Origin of the sequence: Natribaculum luteum (assembly GCF_023008545.1) — an archaeon.
Taxonomy (GTDB): domain Archaea; phylum Halobacteriota; class Halobacteria; order Halobacteriales; family Natrialbaceae; genus Natribaculum; species Natribaculum luteum.
The window spans coordinates 2,647,089-2,670,064 of the sequence record NZ_CP095397.1; the positions used below are offsets into that span (position 1 = coordinate 2,647,089).

21 protein-coding genes are annotated in these 22,976 nt (G+C 64.4%); 14 read left to right on the forward strand and 7 right to left on the reverse strand.

From position 1 onward, the window contains the following. The first annotated feature begins 199 nt into the window (after positions 1–199). The 5 genes from MU558_RS13725 (at position 200) to MU558_RS23540 (ending at position 4,545) form a co-directional block, all read left to right on the forward strand. Positions 200–2,101, forward strand: coding sequence for a 2-oxoacid:acceptor oxidoreductase subunit alpha (locus MU558_RS13725; protein WP_246967046.1), 1,902 nt, complete (start codon positions 200–202; stop codon positions 2,099–2,101). 3 nt (positions 2,102–2,104) lie between these two features. Beyond that, positions 2,105–3,040 carry a thiamine pyrophosphate-dependent enzyme gene (locus MU558_RS13730; RefSeq protein ID WP_246967048.1) on the forward strand — a complete coding sequence of 312 codons (936 nt, stop codon included), beginning with the start codon at positions 2,105–2,107 and terminating at the stop codon, positions 3,038–3,040. 234 nt (positions 3,041–3,274) lie between these two features. Next, positions 3,275–3,703 (forward strand): HTH-type transcriptional regulator LrpA1, encoded by a 429-nt coding sequence (gene lrpA1, locus MU558_RS13735; protein WP_246967050.1) that lies wholly within the window; start codon positions 3,275–3,277, stop codon positions 3,701–3,703. Between the two features lie 99 nt (positions 3,704–3,802). Further along, positions 3,803–4,297: an SRPBCC family protein gene (locus MU558_RS13740; RefSeq protein ID WP_246967051.1), complete on the forward strand. Its 495-nt coding sequence runs from the start codon at positions 3,803–3,805 to the stop codon at positions 4,295–4,297. A 164-nt stretch (positions 4,298–4,461) separates the two neighbouring features. Further along, positions 4,462–4,545 (forward strand): DUF7989 family protein, encoded by an 84-nt coding sequence (locus MU558_RS23540; RefSeq protein WP_486641999.1) that lies wholly within the window; start codon positions 4,462–4,464, stop codon positions 4,543–4,545. 109 nt (positions 4,546–4,654) lie between these two features. On the opposite strand, the gene MU558_RS13745 is transcribed toward MU558_RS23540, so the two are convergent. After that, positions 4,655–4,966 (reverse strand): ASCH domain-containing protein, encoded by a 312-nt coding sequence (locus MU558_RS13745; RefSeq protein ID WP_246967053.1) that lies wholly within the window; start codon positions 4,964–4,966, stop codon positions 4,655–4,657. Positions 4,967–5,039: 73 nt separating this feature from the next. Then, positions 5,040–5,459, reverse strand: a complete 420-nt coding sequence (locus MU558_RS13750) for a VOC family protein (protein ID WP_246967055.1) — start codon at positions 5,457–5,459, stop codon at positions 5,040–5,042. Positions 5,460–5,698: 239 nt separating this feature from the next. Here MU558_RS13750 and MU558_RS13755 point away from each other — a divergent pair, with 239 nt between their 5' ends. From MU558_RS13755 to MU558_RS13775, 5 genes are all read left to right on the forward strand, one after another. Beyond that, positions 5,699–6,721, forward strand: a complete 1,023-nt coding sequence (locus MU558_RS13755) for a ComEC/Rec2 family competence protein (RefSeq protein WP_246967057.1) — start codon at positions 5,699–5,701, stop codon at positions 6,719–6,721. After that, positions 6,718–6,987 carry a DUF3006 family protein gene (locus tag MU558_RS13760; RefSeq protein WP_246967059.1) on the forward strand — a complete coding sequence of 90 codons (270 nt, stop codon included), beginning with the start codon at positions 6,718–6,720 and terminating at the stop codon, positions 6,985–6,987. Before MU558_RS13755 ends, MU558_RS13760 begins: the two co-directional genes overlap by 4 nt. Positions 6,988–7,155: 168 nt before the next feature. Beyond that, positions 7,156–7,311, forward strand: coding sequence for a hypothetical protein (locus MU558_RS13765; protein ID WP_246967061.1), 156 nt, complete (start codon positions 7,156–7,158; stop codon positions 7,309–7,311). A gap of 156 nt (positions 7,312–7,467) precedes the next feature. Then, positions 7,468–8,463, forward strand: coding sequence for a tyrosine--tRNA ligase (locus MU558_RS13770; protein ID WP_246967063.1), 996 nt, complete (start codon positions 7,468–7,470; stop codon positions 8,461–8,463). Positions 8,464–8,631: 168 nt separating this feature from the next. Then, on the forward strand, positions 8,632–9,567 hold the full coding sequence (locus MU558_RS13775) for a biotin--[acetyl-CoA-carboxylase] ligase (protein WP_246967065.1): 936 nt from the start codon (positions 8,632–8,634) through the stop codon (positions 9,565–9,567). An 11-nt stretch (positions 9,568–9,578) separates the two neighbouring features. Here the strand turns inward: MU558_RS13775 and MU558_RS13780 are convergent, their stop codons facing one another. The 5 genes from MU558_RS13780 to MU558_RS13800 form a co-directional block, all read right to left on the reverse strand. Beyond that, positions 9,579–10,058 (reverse strand): universal stress protein, encoded by a 480-nt coding sequence (locus tag MU558_RS13780; RefSeq protein ID WP_246974996.1) that lies wholly within the window; start codon positions 10,056–10,058, stop codon positions 9,579–9,581. 111 nt (positions 10,059–10,169) lie between these two features. Then, complete coding sequence (locus MU558_RS13785; protein ID WP_246967070.1) at positions 10,170–11,186, reverse strand: amidohydrolase family protein; 1,017 nt, start codon at positions 11,184–11,186, stop codon at positions 10,170–10,172. Between the two features lie 59 nt (positions 11,187–11,245). Beyond that, on the reverse strand, positions 11,246–12,472 hold the full coding sequence (locus tag MU558_RS13790; protein WP_246967072.1) for an HD domain-containing protein: 1,227 nt from the start codon (positions 12,470–12,472) through the stop codon (positions 11,246–11,248). Positions 12,473–12,524: 52 nt separating this feature from the next. Beyond that, on the reverse strand, positions 12,525–12,983 hold the full coding sequence (locus tag MU558_RS13795; protein ID WP_246967085.1) for a UPF0179 family protein: 459 nt from the start codon (positions 12,981–12,983) through the stop codon (positions 12,525–12,527). Positions 12,984–13,008: 25 nt separating this feature from the next. Further along, positions 13,009–13,410, reverse strand: a complete 402-nt coding sequence (locus MU558_RS13800; protein WP_246967088.1) for a DUF5820 family protein — start codon at positions 13,408–13,410, stop codon at positions 13,009–13,011. Positions 13,411–13,987: 577 nt separating this feature from the next. On the opposite strand from MU558_RS13800, the gene MU558_RS13805 reads away from it, so the two are divergent. From MU558_RS13805 to MU558_RS13820, 4 genes are read left to right on the forward strand one after another with little or no spacing between them, the layout of a single operon-like run. After that, positions 13,988–16,060 (forward strand): PrkA family serine protein kinase, encoded by a 2,073-nt coding sequence (locus MU558_RS13805; protein WP_246967090.1) that lies wholly within the window; start codon positions 13,988–13,990, stop codon positions 16,058–16,060. Between the two features lies 1 nt (position 16,061). Next, on the forward strand, positions 16,062–18,347 hold the full coding sequence (locus MU558_RS13810; protein WP_246967091.1) for a PrkA family serine protein kinase: 2,286 nt from the start codon (positions 16,062–16,064) through the stop codon (positions 18,345–18,347). Beyond that, positions 18,338–19,666, forward strand: a complete 1,329-nt coding sequence (locus MU558_RS13815; RefSeq protein WP_246967094.1) for a YeaH/YhbH family protein — start codon at positions 18,338–18,340, stop codon at positions 19,664–19,666. Before MU558_RS13810 ends, MU558_RS13815 begins: the two co-directional genes overlap by 10 nt. Next, complete coding sequence (locus tag MU558_RS13820; protein ID WP_246967096.1) at positions 19,659–22,862, forward strand: SpoVR family protein; 3,204 nt, start codon at positions 19,659–19,661, stop codon at positions 22,860–22,862. The genes MU558_RS13815 and MU558_RS13820 overlap by 8 nt, the downstream gene beginning before the upstream one ends. Positions 22,863–22,976: the final 114 nt, after the last annotated feature.

The following is a 22,976-nucleotide window of genomic DNA, read 5'->3' on the forward strand; positions in this document are numbered from 1 at the left end:
AGCGGACCGCTCGACTCTCGTTCAGCCGATAGTGTCTTATTTTGAACGAGATCCGTGTATATTCACATTATCAAAAACGGTCAATAGCACAAGGACGTCCATTCTTCACGAAAGATCCTTGGTAATGTATAGCAAAGGCTTTAGGTTCGGTAGAGCAAAATTCCGCATACCGCTGGCCCACAGGGCCACAACCTTACCTATGAGCGACGATGAACTCATCTGGCGAATCGCAGGTGGTTCCGGAGACGGAATCGACTCGACGAGCCAGAACTTCGCGAAAGCGCTGATGCGCTCGGGTCTGGACGTCTTTACCCACCGACACTATCCGTCACGGATTCGCGGTGGCCACACGTACGTCGAGATCCGCGCAGCAGACCACGAGGTACAGTCACGGGGAGACGGCTACAACTTCCTCCTCGCGCTGGGCGACTCCTTCGCCCGCAACCCACAGGAGGAGGCCTTCTACGGCAACGAGGAGATCAAGCCCCTCTCGGAGAACTTAGACGACATGCGCGAGGGCGGCGTCATCGTCTACGACGAGGGGCTGTTGAGCGAAGAGGACGTCGCAGAACTCGACCTCGAGAAGCGTGCCGAGGAGAACGACTGGCACGTCTATCCGCTCGACCTGCGCTCGCTCGCGAGAGAGCACGGCCGCGAGGTCATGCGCAACACCGCCGGCGTCGGAGCGACGGCGGCGTTGCTCGAGATGGACCTAGAGCACATCGAGGACCTGATGGAAGACGCCATGGGTGGCGAGGTCCTCGAGGCCAACCTCGAGATCCTCCACGAGGCCTACGAGACGGTTCGCGACGAGTACGACTTCACGCACGACCTGCGCGCGCCCTCGGGCGAGCACGAGCGAGAGCAGGCGCTGTTGTCGGGATCGAACGCGATCGCCTACGGTGCCATCGACGCTGGCTGTCGGTTCATCGCCGGCTACCCGATGACGCCGTGGACGGACGTCTTCACCATCCTCTCGCAGAACTTCCCCGACATGGGCGGCATCGCCGAGCAGGTCGAAGACGAGATCGCTGCCGCGGCGCTCGCACTCGGTGCGAGCCACGCCGGCGCGAAGGCCATGTCCGGGTCGTCCGGCGGTGGCTTCGCGCTGATGAGCGAACCCCTCGGTCTCGCGGAGATGACCGAGACGCCGCTCGTCCTGGTCGAGGCGATGCGAGCGGGTCCCTCGACGGGGATGCCGACGAAGCCGGAGCAGGGCGACCTGGAACACGTCCTCTATACGAGCCAGGGCGACTCCTCGCGAGTCGTCTTCGCACCCGGCAACGTCGCGGAGGCGTACGACCAGACGCGGATGGCCTTCCACGTCGCCTACGAGTACCAGATCCCGGTGATCGTCATCTACGACCAGAAGCTCAGCGGCGAGAACACGAACGTCGACGTGAGCTTCTTCGACCGCGAACCCGAGCCGACACTCGGCTCGACGCTCACCGAGGAGGAACTCCGCGAGGCGGCACACGACGCCTCCGGCAAGTTCCAGCGGTTCCAGCACGACGTCGAGGACGGCGTCAGTCCGCGCTCGTTGCCCGGTCAGAAAGACGGGCGCTACCTCGCGACGGGTAACGAACACAGTCCCGTCGGACACATCAGCGAGGACCCGGACAACCGCGTCTACCAGATGGAACGTCGCCTCGAGAAACTCGAGGCGATCCGCGAGGAACTCGACGAGGAACACGACTCCCAGCAGACGTACTTCGGCGACGAGACGGCCGACTTCGGTATCGTCACGTGGGGCTCCTCGCAGGGTGCCGTCGAGGAAGCTGTCGCCCGTCTGAACGAGCAAGGACACTCGGTAAAGGGCGTCGGCGTCTCCGACATGATGCCGTTCCCCGAAGCGGAGATGACGGAGTTCCTCGAAAGCGTCGACGAGGCGATGATCGTCGAGATGAACGCGACGGCCCAGTTCCGTGGGCTGATGCAGAAAGAACTCGGCCGGTACGGCGAGAAGCTGAGCAGCCTGCTGAAGTACAACGGCGAGCCGTTCGAACCCGCCGAAATCGTCGAGGGCTACGAACTCAACGTCGACGGGGCGGACGAGGAACCGACCGCACAGGTACGCATCGAACCTGCCGCAGGTGACTAACTCATGAGTGCATTCAACGCAATCGGAGAAGACCGCGAGATCGACCGCGACGAGTTCACGCCCGGGGTCGAGCCGCAGCCGACCTGGTGTCCGGGCTGCGGTGACTTCGGCGTCCTCAAGGCGCTGAAACAGGCGCTTCCCGAACTCGGCCTGACGCCCGACGAAGTGCTGACGGTGACCGGAATCGGCTGTTCGGGCAAGCTGAACAGCTACCTCGACACGTACGGCTTCCACACCATCCACGGCCGGTCACTGCCCGTCGCTCGCGCCGCCAAACTCGCCAACGACGGCCTCGAAGTGATCGCCGCGGGTGGCGACGGCGACGGCTACGGTATCGGTGGGAACCACTTCATCCACACGGCGCGGGAGAACCACGACATGACCTACATCGTGTTCAACAACGAGGTCTTCGGCCTGACGAAAGGCCAGACCTCGCCCACCTCGCCGAAAGGTCACAAGTCCAAGACCCAGCCACACGGGAGCGCCAAGTCGCCGCTTCGGCCCCTGTCGACGTCGCTGAACGCCGGCGCGACGTACGTTGCACGCACCGCTGCCGTCAACCCGAACCAGGCCAAAGAGATCATCAAGGAGGCCATCGAACACGACGGCTTCGCCCACGTGGACTTCCTCACGCAGTGTCCGACCTGGAACAAGGACGCACGCCAGTACGTCCCGTACGTCGACGTCCAGGAGTCCGAGGACTACGACTTCGACGTCCACGACCGTCGCGAGGCCGCCGAGATGATGTTCGAGACCGAGAGCGCCCTCTACGAGGGAACTGTCCTCACCGGACGCTACTACGTCAACGAGGACCGCCCGTCCTACCAGGAGGAGAAACAGAAGCTGGGCGACGTGCCCGACGAGCCGCTGGCCGAGCGATACTTCGACGACGACTACGAGTGGGAACGCAGCTACGACCTGCTCGAGCGTCACAAGTAACGCTGGCGAACGACCCCCGGTCGACCTCGTTTTTTGTTTCGACGACTCCTCGTCTTCGTTGATCGCGGTGACGGTCGAACCAGCGAGATCGCACCGTCGACGCGCCGACCGCCGACTCGTTCAGAATCGCTGAAACGACGACGACAAATCGCACGACGGGCGGGGGTTTTCGGTCGAGGTGTCGGCGTTTTCGAATACAAAAGATATTTTTCCGACCCGGCAAAATATAACGACATGAGTAGCCGATCTACAGAGGACCGCATCCTCGACGTTCTAGAGGAGGATGCCCAGGCGTCCTACGCCGAGATCGCAGATCGGGCGGACGTCTCGAAGCCGACGGTTCGAAAGTACATCAAACAACTCGAGGACGACGGCGTCATCGTCGGATACTCGGCGGACGTCGACCCGAAGAAACTCTCGAGTCAGACCATCGCCATGGTCGGGATCGACGTCGCCAGCGAACGGTACGTCGAGGCGACGAAAGCCCTCAAGCAGCTCGACGAAGTCGAGGCGCTCTACAGTTCGAGCGGGGACCACATGCTGATGGCCGAAGTGCGCGCCGCCGACGGCGACGAACTCGGTGCGATCATCTCCGAGGAAATTCTCGAGATCGACGGCGTCACCGCTGCCCACCCCTCGTTTCTGCAAGAACGACTCAAGTGACGTAGCGACGACGAACCGGACCGGATCGGCACCGTCGAACTCGGCGAGCGCGTCGCCGGAAGCCCCGGAGTTTTGGCCGGTGACACCGTCTGTTCGTGTATGCCGAGCTACGAACGCGAGACGCGCGTCCGTGCCCCGCTCGAGGACGTCTGGGAGTTTCACTCACGCATCGAGGGACTCGAGGCGCTGACCCCGGAGTGGCTGGCGCTTCGCGTCGAGTCGGTGATCGGTCCCGACGGCGAGTCGAACCCGGAGATTCTCGAGGCAGGCGCGGAGGTGGCACTGTCGATGCAGCCGTTCGGCGTGGGGCCGCGCCAGCACTGGACGTCGCTGATCACGGAGCGCGAACGAACCGACGGGACGGCGTACTTTCGTGACGAGATGGTCGACGGTCCGTTCGATCGGTGGATCCACACCCACGCGTTCTACGCCGACGGCGAGCAGACGATCGTCCGCGACCTGGTCGAGTACGAACTCCCGATGGGCGAACTCGGTGGCGCACTCGCACCGTTCTCGCGGGTCGGATTCGATCCGATGTTTCGCTACCGCCACCGGAAAACGCGGGAGGAACTCGAGGGACGTGTCCGCGCGTGATTGTGGCTGGACGCCGTAATCGGGCGCTCGGTTGCTTCGACCGATCGTGACGGGCGACGGTGATCGCTGTACGGCATATTAACACATAATATTGTAAGCATCTACTATACGCAAGCGTTATGTAGTGCCGTTCGGTACCGTGGTACAATATGGCAAAGCAGACGATGAGAGACGTGAGTCACACACCACCGAACGGCGAGTCCGTGACGAACGTCTGGGATCGAGGTCGACGCACCGAGAACGAATAACGGAAGAAACACTCCTCGAATCGAACGGTCGAGTCCTACCGCAGCCTTGCGGCCGGTAGTCGACTCCCTCTGGTGCCGCGAGAAGTAGCAACGGCCTCGAGGCCGACGATTACCGCCGTTCGAAACGGTGCAAGACGACGTCGGAGTCGTCGTCCCACTCGAAGTTGTCGTGTGCTCGCTCGAGGACCTGCCGGTACTCCTCGAGTCCCGACATTCCCTCGGCGCGGGCGTCGTCGTCGGTCAGGTCGCCGAGCGTGCGGTCTGTCACCTCGACCACCTCGAACGTGACGTCGTCGATGGTGAACGTGTCGCCTTCCTCGGCGTACTGCTGGCCGCGGTGGATCTGCGTCACCTCGCCCTCGAGCGCCTGCGTTCGCATCCGATCGCTGGGCAACAGAGTGTCGGGTTCGAGTTCGCTCATGATCGTCCGTTCGGCTCGTCCGGGCAAAACCGTTGGGTTCGGGGAGGGCGCTTCCGGGAGTTTCGACCCGCCCTCACGTCTCGAGGACCTCGACGAGGTTGCCCTCGGGGTCGCGGAGAAACAGGATGGTCGTCCCGCTCTCGGTCGTCCGGGGCTCGCTCAGCGTCTCGACGTCCGCAGGGAGGCCGTCGTAGAAGGCCGCGACGTCGTCGACGACGAATCCGACGTGTTTCGCGCCGGGCTGGTTGATCGCGTCCGCCGTACAGTTCGACCCCTCGGGATCGTACTCGACGAGTTCGACGCGGACGCTTCCGCCGTCGAGGTGGGCGAACCTGCCCGTCGCGCCCACGACGCCGACGCCGTCGGCGAACGCCTCGCCGGAGACGGTGAAACGATCGAGGACGTCGAAGCCGAGCACGTCGCGGTAGAACGCGAGGACCTCCTCGAGGTCGGTCACGGTCACGCCGACGTGGTGGGCAGTAAGTTCGGTCATGCGTGGCGTCGCGGGGGCGACCGAAAAAAACGCTTCGTCTCGAACGGCAAGGGGACTCCAGTCTGCGGCCGTCCTGATACTGCCGAACGACACGGTTCGGCCGTCGATCGTACTCGAGACGCCGCCGCTGGCTGTGACAGACGTCGAGACGCGATCGAATGGGTACCGTCGTAGTGTGAGTTTCTCGACAGGCCGTCGATCAGAATCCCCATACGTACCGCTACTCAATACGTTACGGTATGCGCCACACCTTCCTCGTCGTTATCGTCGCTGCGGGACTCGTCCTCGCGGGCTGTGCCGGGGCTCCGACCGACGCCGACGTCGATCCGACGACCGACAGCGACGGAGGGACGGGTTCGCAGTCCGATCCGGTAGACGGCGAACTCGAGATCCACCACCTCGACGTCGGGCAGGCGGACGCGACGCTGTTGATTACGCCCGCCGACGAGACGGTGCTCGTCGACACGGGCGACTGGCGAGACGACGGCGAGGACGTCGTCGCCTCCCTCGAGCGGCTTGGAATCGACAGGGTCGACCACCTCGTCACGACCCATCCCGACGCGGACCACGTCGGCGGCCACGCGGCCGTCATCGATCACGTCGAGGCGAACGGCGACGGCGTCGGCGCGGTCTACGATCCCGGAATCGTCCGCACGACCGCGACCTACGACCAGTACCTGGACGCGGTCGAACGCCACGACGTGCCCCTCTACGAGGTCCGGGAGGGGGACGAACTACCCATCGAGGGAATCCAGGCGACGGTACTGAGTCCGCCCGAGGGCGGGGCCGACCCCCGCGGCGACGGGATCGTGCTCGCGATCGAGTTCGGCTCGTTCAGGTACCTGACGACCGGCGACGCCGAGTCCGACGTCGAACGACGGCTCGTCGACGACTGGAGCCACGAACTCGCGGCCGACGTCTACCAGGCCGGCCACCACGGGTCGTCGACGAGTTCGACCCCGCCGTTTCTGGACGCCGTCTCGTCCGAGGTCGTCGTGATCTCGAGCGCCCTCGACAGCCAGTACGGCCACCCCCACGACGAGGTGCTCGCGGCCTTCGCCGAGCGCGGGATCGAGACCTACTGGACCGCCGTCCACGGCGACGTCGTCGTGACGACCGACGGCGAGGATGTCGACGTCGAGACGGAGCGATCGGGACCGACGGACGCTACGGCCTTGCTCGAGCGCAAGCACGAGGCCGCGTCGGCCTCGCTGGGTCGACCGCCGATTGATGTGACTGGAGTCCCTACGGGTGGCCGATGACCGAATCCGCGACCGCGGTCCTCGATCGGATCGTCGACGAACAGAAGGCGGTCTTGCTGCTCGAGTCGGCCGACCGCGTCGTCGACGAACTGGTGGTCAACGTCGAGACGCTGCCGGAAGTCGGGCGACGCGAGGGCGCGGTGTTCGACGTCTCGATCGACGACGGATCGCTCGTCGAGGCGACCTACCGACCGGAGGAGACGCGAGAACGGCGCGAAACTGCCAGAGAGCGGTTCGACCGGCTCTCGGAGCGGCTGGACGAGTGATCGCGGCGGGTTCGGGTTGTCAGGGCGACGATGCGTTGCCGTCACTCACTGGAGACGCATCGATACCGCATCGACCGATCGGTCGAACGAGATAATCCTTGTGCTCACATATTCTGGATCTTTATTACCAACCTTGATGCGTCCTGACGTGGTCGTAGCAGTAACTGCATGGCATCGTTCGAAGGGACGGAGAAGACGGCCGCAATCTGCGAACAGTGTGGCTCCATCTTCGCAGCGCGGCTGTGGCCGGACGGAACGGTTCGTCCGATCGGAACCGGAGAGAGGTGCCCCTGTGGCAGCGAGCGGTTTCGACTCGTCGAATGAGCGCGTCACGGTCGTACGGCCCGCTTGGGCACCGTAGCCTGTGTGGGCGTGTCTACTCGAGGCGAGAGCGTCGCCGAACCGGCAGGTCGTGGTCGCCGACCGACCCGGTAACAGCGTTCAAGAAGTCATAAATCCTTCCTCCGGTACCCACAAGATATGGACGCCTACGAGTTGATCACGCGAAACGCCGAGGAGGTCGTCACCGACGAGGAGGTCCGTGAGCTCGCGGCCGAACCCGAGGGAAAGCGGGTCTACGTTGGCTACGAGCCCTCCGGCGTGCTCCACCTCGGCCACCTGCTCACCGCGAACAAGCTCATCGACTTGCAGGAGGCCGGCATGGACGTCGTCGTCCTGCTCGCGGACGTCCACGCCTACCTCAACGGCAAGGGTACGTTCGAGGAGATCCGCGAGACGGCAGAACAGATGCGCGCCCAGTTTCTCGCCTACGGGCTCGACGAGGAGCGCACGGAGTTCGTCTACGGCTCAGAGTACCAGCTCGACGAGGAGTACACGCTCGACTTGCACACCCTCGAGCTCGCGACGACGCTCAACCGCGCCCAGCGGGCGATGGCCGAACTCCAGAGCGGCGAGGCAGCGAAAGTCAGCCACGTCGTCTACCCGCTGATGCAGGCGCTGGACATCGAGTACCTCGACCTGGACCTCGCCGTCGGCGGACTGGACCAGCGGAAGGTCCACATGCTCGCCCGCGAGGAACTGCCCGAACTCGGCTACGAGGTCCGCCCCTGCCTGCACACGCCCATCCTCGCGGACCTGACGACGGGCGTGGGCAAGATGTCCTCGAGCGAGGGCGTCACGATCTCGATGGAGGACTCGACCGAGGAGATCGAACAGAAGGTCAACTCGGCTTTCTGTCCGCCGACGCGCGATCCGGAACCGGACGAAGACGGCAACGAGCGCGAGAATCCCGTCCTCGAGCTGTTCGAGTACCACGTCTTCCCGCGGTTCGAGTCTGTCACCGTCGAGCGCCCCGAAAAGTACGGCGGCGACCTCACCTACGACGACTACGAGGAGCTCGCGGCCGACCTCGAGTCCGGCGAACTCCACCCTGCCGACGCCAAGAGCACGCTCGCGACGTACCTCGACGAACTGATCGCCCCTGGCCGCGAGAAGCTCCGCGAGTTTCGCGACTGATACTGCCGGACAACAGTCACTGAACACTCGATCACGTCTCACGTCCCGTCGCCGCTGGCGACGGCCGTTCGAGTGCGATCGATGTGTGAATCGTTTTGTCCAGTAGTATGAGAACGACTGTCGCGTCGACCCGTTCGATTCAAGGGCGTTCGCTTCCCTCTCGAGGGCATGAACGAGACGCGCCGACGGATCCTCGAGGCGCTCGCGGACGGCCCCGTCGCGGGACCCACGCTGGCCGACTCGCTCGACGTCTCCAGGGCGGCCGTCTGGAAGCACGTCGAAGAACTGCGCGAGGCGGGCTTCGAAATCGAGAGCGGTCCCGGCGGGTACGAACTCGTCGACGTGACGGAGTACAACGGACCGGCGATCGAGTACGGCCTCGAGGCCCCGTTCTCGGTCGAGTACCACGAGACGATCGGCAGCACGAACGACCGGGCGCGCGAACTGGCGACCGAGGGCGTCGCGGACGTTGTCGTCGTCGCGAACGAACAGACCGGCAGTCGCGGCCGACTCGAGCGGCAGTGGACCGCGCCGCCGGGCGGCGTCTGGGCGAGTCTCGTCTGTCGGCCGACCGTCCCGCCCGCTCGAGCGCCGCTGTTTACGCTCGCTGCGGCCGTCGCAATCGCGCGCGCGGCGCGAGAGGCCGGCGTCGACGCCCGCATCAAGTGGCCGAACGACGTCGTCGTTCCGGTCGGCGACGAGGGCGACTACCAGAAGCTAGCGGGAATCCTGACGGAGATGGAAGCCGAGACCGACCGGATCGCGTGGCTGGTCGTCGGCATCGGCGTCAACGCGGACGTCGACGGCGACGCGCTCCCCGAGAGTGCGACCAGCATCCGCGAGGAAGTCGGTGAGTTCGATCGCCGGGTGTTCGTCCAGCACCTGCTCGAGGAGTTCGACGCCTTTCGCGACCTCGAGGGAGTGATCCCGGCGTGGCGCGAACTGGCGCTGACGATCGGCCAGCGCGTCCGGGTGGACCTGCCGGACGGAGAACTCGTCGGCGACGCGGTCGACGTCACGGAGTCCGGCGCGCTCGTCGTCGAGGTAGGCGACGAACGTCGGCAGGTGTCGGCGGGCGACTGCGAACACCTTCGACCGACGTAGCGACGTAGTAACTATTCTGCGCTTGCGCGCGCGTTAACGGGCGGTTCGTCCTGCTCTCGCTCTCTCTCGTCGACCCGAACCGTGAGCACCGGCACTGGCGAGGAGCGCACGACGCGTTCGGTGACGCTGCCGAGTAACAGTCGGTCGATGCCGCCGCGGCCGTGTGTCCCCATCACGACGAGGTCACACCGGTCGGACGAGGCCGTCTGGACGATGACCCGACTCGGCGATCCCTCGAGAACGTCCGTCTCGACGGGGACGTCACCCGCGAGTTCCTCGACCCGGCCGACGGCCGCCTCGCCTTCCTCGCGCAAGGTGTCGCTGATACCGTCCCAGGCGGTCTCCATCGGCAACCCACCGTAGCTCGCCACGTCGACGACGTACACCGCTTTGATCGTCGCGTCGTGGGCCCTCGCGAGATCGACCGCGTACTCGACGGCGCGTTCGACCTCCGTCGATCCGTCGGTCGGGACGAGGATAGTGTCGTACATCGTGCTATCGTATGACATACTATCGCGAACTATAATAAGTATTGCCGCGCAAAAATCTCACACGGCGCGGTAACACGGGATTACGGGCGGCTGGCCACCGAGTATCGGGAATCAGGCGACAACTTCTCGAACGTCGTCGACGCTCGCCCGCCTGACGACCGCCCGTACGGGATCGCGCGCACCGGTGAGGTTGTCCGAGTCGCCGTCCAGGATCGTCAGTCGCGCTCGCTTGCCCGGTTCGACGACGCCGTACTCGAGGTCGGCGATCTCGGCCCCGTTGACCGTCGCCATCCGGAGGACGTCGCGGGCCGACAGCTCCGACAGCTTCGAGAGGAACTCCATCTCGCGGAACATCGACGGGGAGTTGAGCATGACGTTGTCGGTCCCGAGCGCGACGGTCGTCCGCTCTACGAGGTCCTCGACGGGCGGCAGACCGACGTCCGTGACGAGGTTCGATCGCGGGCAGACGACGACCGGAACGTGGCCGTCCTCGATTCGATCGAGGTGAGCCGGTTCGGGGTGGACGACGTGGACGAGGAAGTCGGGCTCGAGGTCGAGCGCCGGGTCGACGTCGCTCGAGTCCGCCTCGCCGGCGTGGATGCCGAAGGGTTTGCCCGCCTCCCGCGTGGCCGCCCGCTCGGCGTCGAAGACGTCGTCGTTCGCCCCGCTCGCACCGAACCCGTCGCCCGCTCGCATCGCCTCGGCCGACTCGCGGGCGAACGCGAACGCGTCGATCTCGAGGCCGCTCGCCGCCTCGCGCAGCAGTCGGACGCCGTCGACGTCGCCCTCGCGGAAGTCGAGACAGGCCGCCGTCCCGCCACGGGACATGAAGCGAAGCGACCGACGCATCGCCTCGATCAGTTCCTCCCGCGTGGCGTCCCGGAGCAGTCGGTGTTTGAGCCCGTCCGGCGGGGCGACGAGTTCCTCGAGCGAGAGGCCGCCCCCGGCTTCTTTCGCGATCGAGTCGCCGACGTGCGTATGGGCGTTGACGAACGCCGGCAGGACGATGTCGTCGCTGTCGACGGGTTCCTCCTCGATCCGGTCGATGCGTCCCTCGTCGTCGACGATCACTCGCCCCTCGACTGGCTCGAGTTCTCGGCCCCTGAGGATCGTCCCGGCGCGTTCCATACGCTCGCTTGCGAGGGGAGCGTCTTGAACCGTTCGCGTTGGCACCGTCGTCCTCACGATCACTCGAGGAACTGGTCGAGCGTCGCGTAGAGGCCGTCGCGCGTCTCGCTCACCAGCGAGCCGTCGATGTCCAGCCCGAGGACGTCAACCGCGGCGCGGCCGACCCGTTCGCGGACGTCTGCCGGCGAGTAGACGCCGAGTCGCCACTGGGAGTACTGGGCCGCCCGCAGCGCGTCGACCAGCGGCGACTGGTGGCCCAGCCGGCGGATTTCGCCGTTGACGACCACCCGACTCGTCGACTCGGTCATCGACGGCCGATCCGGCACGTCGAGGACGACGTGTGCCTCGTCCAGTTCCGCAGCGTCCGCGATCTCGCGTTCGAACTCGCGGATCGAGTCGTGGTCGGCCTCGATGATGCCGCCGGGTACGTCGTCGATCTCCGCCCAGACCGCCCGCTTGTACAGGTCCCGCTCGTCGAGCCGCCGCGAGAACTCGGTCGTCGCCTCGTGAGAGCGCAAGGTGACGATCAGGTCGTGGTCGTCCATCCGCTGGAGCGTCGCCGCGTCGACCGCGCCGGACTCGAGGAGTCGCTCGCTCGCTCGTCGGAGGATCGCCTTGCTGATCCGGGCGACGCTGTGGTTGTAGACCGTCGGGTTCATCAGCGCCCGCGCGACGAGCAAGCTCTCGGCGGTCTGGACGTTCCCCTCGCCCAGTACGAGTTCGTCGTCGACGAAGGTCAGTTCGCGCACGAGTCGGCCGTGGTCGATCGTGCCGTAGGGAACGCCCGTGTGGTGGGCGTCTCGCACGAGGTAGTCCATCCGGTCGACGTCGAGTTCGCCCGAGACGACCTGGCCGAACCGCCCCTCGCCCGCGACCAGATCCGCCACCGCGTTCGGATCGAGGTCGTGGTCGCACAACACGTCCCCGACCTGCCCGGACGCCAGCAGGGCGTGGACGTCGTCGTGGTACCTGCCCGTCCGTCGGTACGTGAGGTCCTCCAGGTTGTGGCTGAACGGTCCGTGCCCGACGTCGTGGAGGAGCGCGGCCGCCCGGACGCGCTCGGCCTGTCGCCCCTCGACGCCGAATCCCTCGAGTGCCTCACACGCGAGGTGATAGACGCCGAGGCTGTGTTCGAACCGCGTGTGGTTCGCTGACGGGTAGACCAGCGACACGGTTCCGAGCTGTGAGATCCCCCGGAGTCGCTGGACAGCCGGCGTATCGAGGAGGTCTCGAGCGACCCCGTCGATTTCGATGTGGTCGTGGACGCTGTCCTTGATGATCTTCATTGCCGGGGTTTCGGCCGAATCCTACAAAAACGGTCGCCTGCACTCGAGTGCGTCAGTTCCGTCCGTCGGCGTCGGTCTCGAGTTCGACCAGTTCCAGCGACCGGTCGAGGTGACAGACGTCGTGGGGCGGATCGCCGACGATCTCGGCGATGCGATACTCCTCGTCGAAGGAGATGCCGTCGGGTTCGCAGTATTCGTGGCTCGGACACTCGACGTAGGGACAGGGCCCCTGCAGGCTCGCTTTGCTCCCGGCGAAGGCTCCTTTCGAAGGGATGTTCGCTCTGACCGAGACGGGTTCGACCTCGACGGCGCGGACGCCGCCGTCGTGCATCGCACATTCGAGGGTCTGTGCGTTCTCGCGGACGTCGGTGATGCGGTACCGGGTACCGGGAGAGAGGTTGAGACACTGGCTCCGGTAGGGACAGCCAGCGCAGGCGTCGGCCTCGCCGTGGTAGACGAACTCGGTGTCGGGTTCGGCCAGGCGAGTACCGATGAGGGTGACGGTCGACATACGAGTGGATTCTCGTCGAGTGCGGTTAAGGCTCACGTCGTCCAGTGAGCTCGTCGAGACGTTCGAAGTAGCGCTCGCGAGGGACCTGGTAGAGGTCGCGATAGTCGATCTCACCGTCGTCGAACTGGCGGGCGAGCGAGACGGCACGCTCGAGGGCCTTCTCCCGACTCGAGAATCGGTCCGCCTCGAGGGAGACGTCCGGCTCGAGGTAGAGCGTGACGTACCAGTTTTCGTCGAAAACGTGATCGGCAGGATTGACGCCCGGACGGCGAGAGCGTTTCCCCTGGGTGAGATACAGCGTCGGGAGGCAGGGCGCGGGGAAGTCGTCGGCGTTGAAGACGTCGGGCCGGTAGGCCAGGACGCTCCGGCCGTCGTCCTCGTCGCTCCAGACGACCCACCCGTCAGGGAGATCTGCGAAGTCGGTCATGCAGGGTAGTAGGGACGGCGTCGTTATATCCCCTGTCGTCTCGCGCATTGGAGCGCGCGCGAGCACGACCGGATCATTCCAGCCGATCATTTATACGTACCGGGACCCCACGGCCGGTGTGATATGCATTCACAATCTACGATTCTGTCAGATCGGTATCGAAATTTGCTCCTGGTAAATACCTTTTGGGGCCAGATTTAAGTATGTGGATTACTCACTCATTAAATACTATCGATATCCGTTCGCCGGATCGAACCACACCGCACCACTCCGCGCTCGTCCCCAGCGCGACGTCGTCTGCCGTCGATCAGGTCGGTACCAGGCAGAGTGGCGATAGTTCAGACATGACCCGCAACCCGACGCCGCCCGAGCGGACCCACACTCTTCGACGCGTGTCCCCACGAAGAGTCGCCGGTCCGGGGTTCGAACGGTCGTGGGACGGATTTCGACAGCCAGTCGGCCAGTCGTCATCGCGACGAGGTCGACCGGACAGCGTTCCGAAGAGGGAACTCCGTTCGCTTCGGAAGCGGCGCGCAGAACGGACGGGGACGGGGGAACGACAACTGGCAATGATACCATGAACGGTGACATCGAGACGCTCGAGAACATAAGCAACGCATACAAGGAGTCGATGCCCGCGGACCTGCGGGAGACCAAGAGCTTCGACTGGTACCTCGAGGAGCTCTACGAAGACCCGAAGGTCGCCCGCAACGCCCACCAGCGCGTCGCGGACATGTTCGACTACTACGGGACCAGCTACGACGAGACCGAAGGCGTCGTCGAGTACCAACTCGCCTCCGACGACCCACTCAACGACGGCGAGAACACGTTCTACGGGAAGGTAATTCACCAGTCGATCCACGAGTTCGTCAACAAGGTCAAATCCGGCGCCCGCCGGCTCGGGCCGGAACGACGGATCAAGCTCCTGCTCGGTCCCGTCGGCTCCGGGAAGTCCCACTTCGACAAGCAGGTCCGGCGGTACTTCGAGGACTACACGCTCCGCGAAGACGGTCGCATGTACACCTTCCGCTGGACGAATCTATGTGAGGTCATCGACGACCAGGACCCGTCGGACGACACCGTCCGCTCGCCGATGAACCAGGATCCGCTCGTCCTCTTGCCACTCGAGCAGCGCCAGTCGGTCATCGACGACTTAAACGAGCGACTCGACGCCCCCTACACGATCCAGAACGAGCAGAGTCTCGATCCCGAAAGCGAGTTCTACATGGATCGGCTGCTCGCCCACTACGAGGACGACCTCGAGACGGTCCTGCGCAACCACGTTGAGATCGTCCGCCTCGTCGCAGACGAGAACAAACGGCAGTGTCTCGAGACGTTCGAGCCCAAGGACAAGAAAAACCAGGACGAGACCGAACTGACCGGCGACGTCAACTACTCGAAGATCGCGATCTACGGTGAGTCCGACCCGCGAGCGTTCGACTACTCCGGGGCGTTCTGTAACGCGAACCGCGGGGTGTTCTCCGGCGAGGAGCTGCTGAAACTCCAGCGGGAGTTCCTCTACGACTTCCTGCACGCCACCCAGGAGATGACGATCAAGCCCAAGAACAACCCGCGGATCGACATCGACCAGGTGATCGTCGGGCGGACGAACATGCCCGAGTACAAGGACAAAAAAGGCGACGAGAAGATGGAGGCGTTCAACGACCGCACCAAGCGGATCGACTTCCCGTACGTCCTCTCGTACGAAGACGAGGCGCTCATCTACAACAAGATGCTCAACAACGCCGACGTCCCCGACATCAACGTCGAGCCCCACACCCTCGAGATGGCGGGCCTGTTCGGCGTGCTCACCCGGATCGAAGAACCCGACACCGAGACGATCGACCTGCTCTCGAAGGCGAAAGCCTACAACGGCGAGATCGACGAGGGCGACGACATCGACGTGAAGAAACTGCGCGAGGAGGCCGAACAGAAGGCGGAGATCGGCGAGGGCATGGTCGGCGTCTCGCCTCGCTTTATCGGCGACGAGATCGCCGAGGCGATCATGGACTCGAAACACCGTGGTCGTGGCTTCCTCTCGCCGCTTACGGTGTTCAACTTCTTCGAGGAGAACCTGGAACACCACGGCTCGATCCCCGAGGAGAACTTCGAGCAGTACTACCGCTACCTCGAGACGGTCCGCGAGGAGTACCGCGAGCGGGCCATCGAGGACGTCCGCCACGCGCTGGCCTACGACATCGACGAGATCCAGCGCCAGGGTGAGAAGTACATGGACCACGTGATGGCCTACATCGACGACGACACCATCGAGGACGAACTCACCGGTCGCGAGCAGGAGCCCGACGAGACGTTCCTCCGAAGCGTCGAGGAGAAACTCAACGTGCCCGAAGACCGCAAGGACGACTTCCGCCAGGAAGTGTCGAACTGGGTCTCCCGGCGCGCCCGCGAGGGGGACACCTTCAACCCGCAGGACAACGAGCGCCTGCGCCGCGCACTCGAGCGCAAGCTCTGGGAGGACAAGAAACACAACATCAACTTCTCCGCGCTCGTGAGCGCAAACGAGTTCGACGACGACGAACGCTCCTCGTGGATCGACGCGCTGATGGAGCAGGGGTACTCCGAGGAGGGCGCAAAGGAGGTCCTCGAGTTCGCCGGTGCGGAGGTCGCGAAAGCGGAGATCGAAGACTAGCATGACCGGTGAGGAGTACGTTCGCGACGCCGACCGCACCCTGGAGGAGACCTACGAGGAGCCGATGAGCCTCGCGGCGTACGTCGACCGGATCTTCGAGAACCCGACGATCGCCTCCCACGCCTCGAAGTACTTGCTCGAGGCGATCGAAGCCGCCGGAACCCGGACCGTCGTCGAGGAAGGCGAGGAGAAACAGCGGTACCGCTTCTTCGACGACCCGTACAACGACGGCGAGCACGCGATCCTCGGCAACACCGAGGTCCTGAACGGGTTCGTCGACGACCTGCGATCGATCGCCGCGGGTCGCGGGAAAGACGAGAAGATCATCTGGTTCGAGGGGCCGACGGCCACGGGCAAGTCGGAGCTGAAACGCTGTCTCGTCAACGGTCTCCGCGAGTACTCGAAGACGCCCGAGGGGCGACGGTACACCGTCGAGTGGAACGTCCAGAGCGCAGACGCCGACTCCCGGGGACTGAGCTACGGCGGCGACCCCACCGCGACCGACGACGAGAACTGGTACGAGAGTCCCGTTCAGGCTCACCCGCTGTCGGTGTTCCCCGAGGAGATCCGTACGGACTTACTCGAGGAACTGAACGACCAACTCGACGACCACGTCCCGATCGAAGTCGACGCCCGCCTCGATCCCTTCTCACGGGAGGCCTACGACTTCCTCGAGGAACGGTACCGCCGGCAGGGCGAGGAGGGGCTGTTCTCGGCGATCACTGACGAGAACCACCTGCGGGTGAAAAACTACGTCGTCGACGTCGGCCAGGGCGTCGGCGTCCTCCACTCGGAAGACGACGGCCCGCCCAAAGAGCGACTCGTGGGCTCGTGGATGCACGGCATGCTCCAGGAACTCGACTCGCGTGGCCGGAAGAACCCGCAGGCCTTTTCCTACGACGGCGTGCTCTCGCAGGGAAACGGTGCGCTGACGATCGTCGAGGACGCCGCCCAGCACGCCGACCTCCTGCAGAAGCTGCTGAACGTCCCCGACGAGTCGTCGGTCAAACTCGACAAGGGCATCGGGATGGACGTCGACACCCAGTTGCTGATCATCTCGAATCCCGACCTCGAGGCCCAGCTCAACCAGCACGCAGATCGCAACGGCATGGATCCGCTGAAGGCGCTGAAACGCCGCCTCGACAAACACGAGTTTGGCTACCTGACGAACCTCAGCCTCGAGACGGAGCTCATTCGGCGGGAGCTCACCGGCGAGACGGCCGTCTGGGAGGGCGAGGAGTACGACGAACTCGAGGCGAAGATCCGCGAACCGGTGACGGTGACGGTCAAAGACGCCGCGGACGACCTCAGAGAGCGGGAGTTCGCCCCGCACGCGCTCGAGGCGGCCGCGCTGTACGCCGTCGTCACGCGACTCACCGACGAGGATCTGCCGTCGGGGCTCGACCTCGTCGACAAGGCGTTGATCTTCGATCAGGGCTTCCTCCAGGAGGGCGACACCCGCCGCGAGAAAGACGAGTTCGACTTCGACGACGGCGCACAGAACGGCGAACACGGCATTCCGGTCACGTACACGCGGGACACGCTCGCGGACCTGCTGCAGACAGACCGCGACCGACACCACCCGGAACTGCCGGTCGAGGACGTCATCATGCCACGTGACGTCCTGAACGCGATGGCGGACGGACTGGGCGACGCGCCCGTCTTCTCGACGGGCGAACGGTCCGAGTTCGAGAACCGCGTGGTGCCAGTGAAAAACCGCATCTTCGATCGACAGGAGGAGGACGTCGTCGAGGCGATCATGCACGACAAACGCGTCGACGAGGACACCGTCGCCGAGTACGTCGAGCACGTCTACGCCTGGGAGACCGACGAACCGCTGTACAACGACCGCGGCGAGCGCGTCGAACCCGACCCGCTGAAGATGAAAGTCTTCGAGGTCGAGCACCTCGGGCGGTTCGCCGAGGAGGCCTACCAGGGTAACCGCCCCCGCGAGAGCGTCCGGCAGTTCCGCCGGGAGAAGGTCATCACCGCGTTGAACCGCCACGCGTGGGAACAGCGCAACGAGGACTTCAGCGTCGAGGACGTCGACCTGACCGCGATTCCGGTGATCAAGACCGTCCTCGAGACCCACGACTGGGACGACGTCCGTCGGACCTTCGAAGACTTCGACCCCCGTCAGTGGGACGACCCGCCAAGCGGGACGGAGACCGAGGCGGTCAAAGAGGACACCATCGAGACGATGAGCGACCTCTTCGACTACACCGAGGCGTCCGCAGAACTGACCAGCAGACACGTCATGGGGCAGGTGAGCTACCGATGGGACTGAGAGACGACCTCGAGCGGTTCCGTGAAGTGGGTGAAAAGCGCCGCGAGGACCTCGCCGACTTCATCCAGTACGGCGACCTCGGGGGGAGCCGTCCCGACGAGATCAACATCCCGGTCAAGATCGTCTCGCTGCCGGAGTTCGAGTACGACCAGCGAGACAAGGGCGGGGTCGGCCAGGGCGACGGCGGGACGCCCGACGTGGGCCAGCCCGTCGGCCAGCCACAGCCCCAGCCCGGCGACGACGACGGCGACGGCGACGAGCCCGGCGAGGACGGCGGCGAGCACGAGTACTACGAGATGGATCCCGAGGAGTTCGCCCAGGAACTCGACGAGGAACTCGGACTCGACCTGGAGCCGAAAGGAAAGCGGGTGATCGAGGAGAAAGAGGGGCCGTTTACCGACCTCACGCGATCGGGGCCGGACAGCACGCTCGACTTCGAGCGGATGTTCAAAGAAGGCCTCAAGCGCAAACTCGCGATGGACTTTGACGAGGAGTTCTTGCGCGAGGTGTGCAAAGTCGAGGGGATCACCCCCCGAGAGGTCTTCGAGTGGGCACGCGGCGAGAACCTCCCCGTCTCGATGGCCTGGATCGAGGAGGCGTTCCGCGAACTCCCCGACGACGAGTTGGGAACGTGGTCTTCGATCGAGGAGGTCGAGGAGAACGTCGACCGCGAGAGCGTCCAGCAGAAGATCCGCCGCGAGGGGATCAAGCACGTCCCGTTCCGCCGGGAGGACGAACGCTACCGCCACCCCGAGATCGTCGAGGAGAAAGAGAAGAACGTCGTCGTGGTCAACATCCGCGACGTCTCCGGGTCGATGCGCGAGAAGAAGCGCGAACTCGTCGAGCGGACGTTCACCCCACTGGACTGGTATCTCACCGGCAAGTACGACAACGCCGAGTTCGTCTACATCGCCCACGACGCCGAGGCCTGGGAAGTCGAACGCGAGGACTTCTTCGGCATCCGATCGGGCGGCGGGACGAAGATCTCGAGCGCGTACGAGCTTGCCGCCGAACTGTTAGAGGAGTATCCCTGGAACGACTGGAACCGCTACGTCTTCGCCGCCGGGGACTCAGAGAACTCGAGCAACGACACCGAAGAGCGCGTCATTCCGCTGATGGAGCAGATCCCGGCGAACCTCCACGCCTACGTCGAGACCCAGCCCAGCGGGAACGCGATCAACGCCACTCACGCCGAGGAACTCGAGCGTCACTTCGGCGACGACGACGACGACGTTGCGGTGGCGTACGTCAACGGCGAGGCGGACGTGACCGACGCAATCTACGAAATTCTCAGCACGGAGGGTGAGACCGATGAGTGAAACCGACAGATTCCGCAAACAGGCGATCGCGACCGACCTCGAGGAACCGGTCCGCGAGGCCCGCAACCTCGCAGAGAAACTCGGTCTCGAGCCGTACCCAGTCAACTACTGGATCGTCGACTACGACGAGATGAACGAACTCATCGCCTACGGTGGGTTCCAGTCCCGCTATCCCCACTGGCGGTGGGGCATGCAGTACGACCGCCAGCAGAAACAGGACCGCTACAGCGGCGGGAAAGCATTCGAGATCGTCAACAACGACAACCCCGCCCACGCTTTCCTCCAGGAGTCGAACACGGTCGCAGACCAGAAGGCAGTGATCACCCACGTCGAGGCTCACTCCGATTTCTTCGCGAACAACGAGTGGTTCGGCATGTTCACTGCCGGGCGCGCAGACGAGGAGTCCGTCGACGCCGCGGCGATGCTCGAACGCCACGCCAGGGCGATCGGCGACTACATGTCCGATTCCGAGATCGACCGCGCCGAAGTCGAGAAGTGGATCGATCACGCACTCACGCTCGAGGACAACATCGATCAACACCGGGTGTTCGTCCGCCGACTCGACCTCGGCAGCGGACCGGAGGACGAAATCGACGAGGACCTCGCGGAGAAACTCGACGAACTCGACCTCTCCGACGAGGTCAAAGCCGAGGTCTTCGACGAGGAGTGGCTCGAGGCGCTCGAGAACGGCGACGGCGTGACGAGCGTCCCCGAAGAGCCGGAGAAAGACATCCTGGCGTTCGTCCGCGAACACGGCAAGCAGTACGACCCCGAGTCGGGCAAGGCCGTCGAGATGGCGGAGTGGCAACGCGACGTCCTCGACATGATGCGCGCCGAGGCGTACTACTTCGCTGCTCAGAAGATGACGAAGGTGATGAACGAGGGGTGGGCCTGTGTCGACCCGGAAACGCCGATATTCACCGCCGACGGGCTCGTTCCGATGCGAGACGTTGTCGACGACCACACGACCGTCTCCGACGGCGAAACCACTCGAGAAGTCTACGACTCCAATATTATCCCGGATCACGACACCGTGACGATCGAGACCCGTCGTGGTTTCGAACTGACCGGGTCGAACAACCACCGGATCAGGCTTCCGGACGGTTCGTGGGCTCGGCTCGACGAACTGTCGATCGGCGACGAGATAGAAATCACGGGCGGAAACGATACCTGGCCGTCGACGTACGTCGATCTCGAGTGGGAACCACCCGAAAACGTCACGTTGGACGACGTCGCCGAGGAAGCCGGGGTTTCGGTCTCGACTGTCATGCGGTACCGCCGGGTCGGACGGGCACGGAAGGCCGAGGCCATAGAGAACGCCCTGGCCAAGTACGAAGGGGAAGACCAGAGACTGGCCCAGCGTGACCCGGTCGCCGTTCCCGACACGGTAGACGAACAGGTCGGCCGATTCCTCGGGTTACTCGTGGGTGACGGCCACGTGTCTTCGGCTGCCGGACAGGTCGGGTTCACGAACGGCGAAAAGCGCCACGCCGAGGAGTTCGCGGGACTGGTCGACGAACTCTTCGGGATCGATCCGACGATCGAGAAGCAGGACGAACGGTGGCGTGTGTACGCGTACTCCAGGAACCTGGTCGATCTGCTACAGGAGGTGCTCGGAATGCCGGATGGAAAGGCTGCGGGTAGCAAGACGATTCCGGAGCCGGTTCTCCGATCGCCCCGGAGCGTCGTTGCCGAGTTCCTTCGTGGCCTCTTCGACGCGGACGGGTACGCCGGGAAACAAGGTGCCATTCTCACGACGAAAAGCGAGGAGATGAGCGAGCAAGTCCTGTTGCTCCTGACGAACTTCGGAATCCTCGGCCGACGGCGAGAACAAACGGACGGCTGTTATCACGTCCACCTCACGGGGGAGTCGGCCCGGACGTTCGCCGAGGAGATCGGGTTCGGATACCACGAGAAGGCCGACGCTCTACGGGCGTATCTCGACGATCTCTCGTGGTACGAGCAAGAGGCGTGGACCGACGAAGTCGTGTCGATCGAAGAGTCTACCGGAACCGTCTACGACGTTTCCGTCGAGGAGACACATCGATACGCTGGCGCAGGTTTCGTCAACCACAATTCGTACTGGGAGTCGAAGATGATGAGCGGCGAGGCCTTCGCCGGCGACGACGAGTTCCTCAACTACGCCGACCACATGGCGAAAGTGCTGGGCTCGGGCGGGCTCAACCCTTACAGCCTCGGATTCGCGCTGTGGAGATACGTCGAGAACAAGACCAACCGCCGCGAGGTGATCGAACGCCTGCTCCGGATCGAGGGCGTCTCCTGGCGCAACCTCACCGACGTCGTCGACTTCGACGAGGTCCTCGAGTCCCTCGAGCCACCGGAGGCGATCGCCTCGATCACGTCGGATTCGCTCGACGCCTTAGAGGACGTCGACGACCGGTACGTCGACCGCGAGGCGCTCGAGGCTGCCCGCGAGGGCGAAATCGACGTCGATCGCTACCCCTGGAAGGTACTGACCTACGAGGGCCTGGCCCGCCGCCACTACTCGCTCGTCAAGCGCCAGCACCGCGGGTTCCTCGCGAGCGTGAACCAGAACGAACTCGAGCGGATCGGCCGGTACCTCTTCGACGACGCTCGCTACTCGTCTGTCGAGGAGGCGCTCGCGGACGTCGACTTCACTGCCGGCTGGGACCGGATGTACGACGTCAGGGAGAACCACAACGACGTGACGTTCTTAGACGAGTTTCTCACCCAGGAGTTCATCACCGAGAACGACTACTTCACCTACGAGTACTCCCAGGCGACCGGCGGCTTCCACGTCTCGAGTACCGACGCCGAGGACGTCAAGAAGAAGCTGCTGCTCCAGTTTACCAACTTCGGGAAGCCGACGATCGCGGTCTACGACGGCAACTACAACAACGCGAGCGAACTGCTGCTGGGCCACCAGTACAACGGCGTCATGCTCGACGTCGGCCAGGCGAAAGAGACGCTGAAACGGGTGTTCGAGCTCTGGGGACGGCCGGTGAACCTGCTGACGATCGTCAAGGAGGTCGACGAACACGACATCGAGGTCGCAAAGCGGCGCAACCGCGAACCCGAACCGAAAGAGCGCGGGAAACTGATCCGCTACGACGGCGAGGAGGTAACGGTCGAAGACGTTCCGTGGGAGGCGGTCGAACACCTCGCGGCCGACGACGTCGACTACGACACCAAACCCGAGGAGTGGCTGGCCTAGCCGTTCTCAACTCCGTTTATCGGCTCCTCGAGCGTGCGACGCGGCCTGCAGTCGGTCGGGGAAATCCCTGCGAATTCTGCCACTGAAGCCAGAACGTCTTTATTGGTCACACTG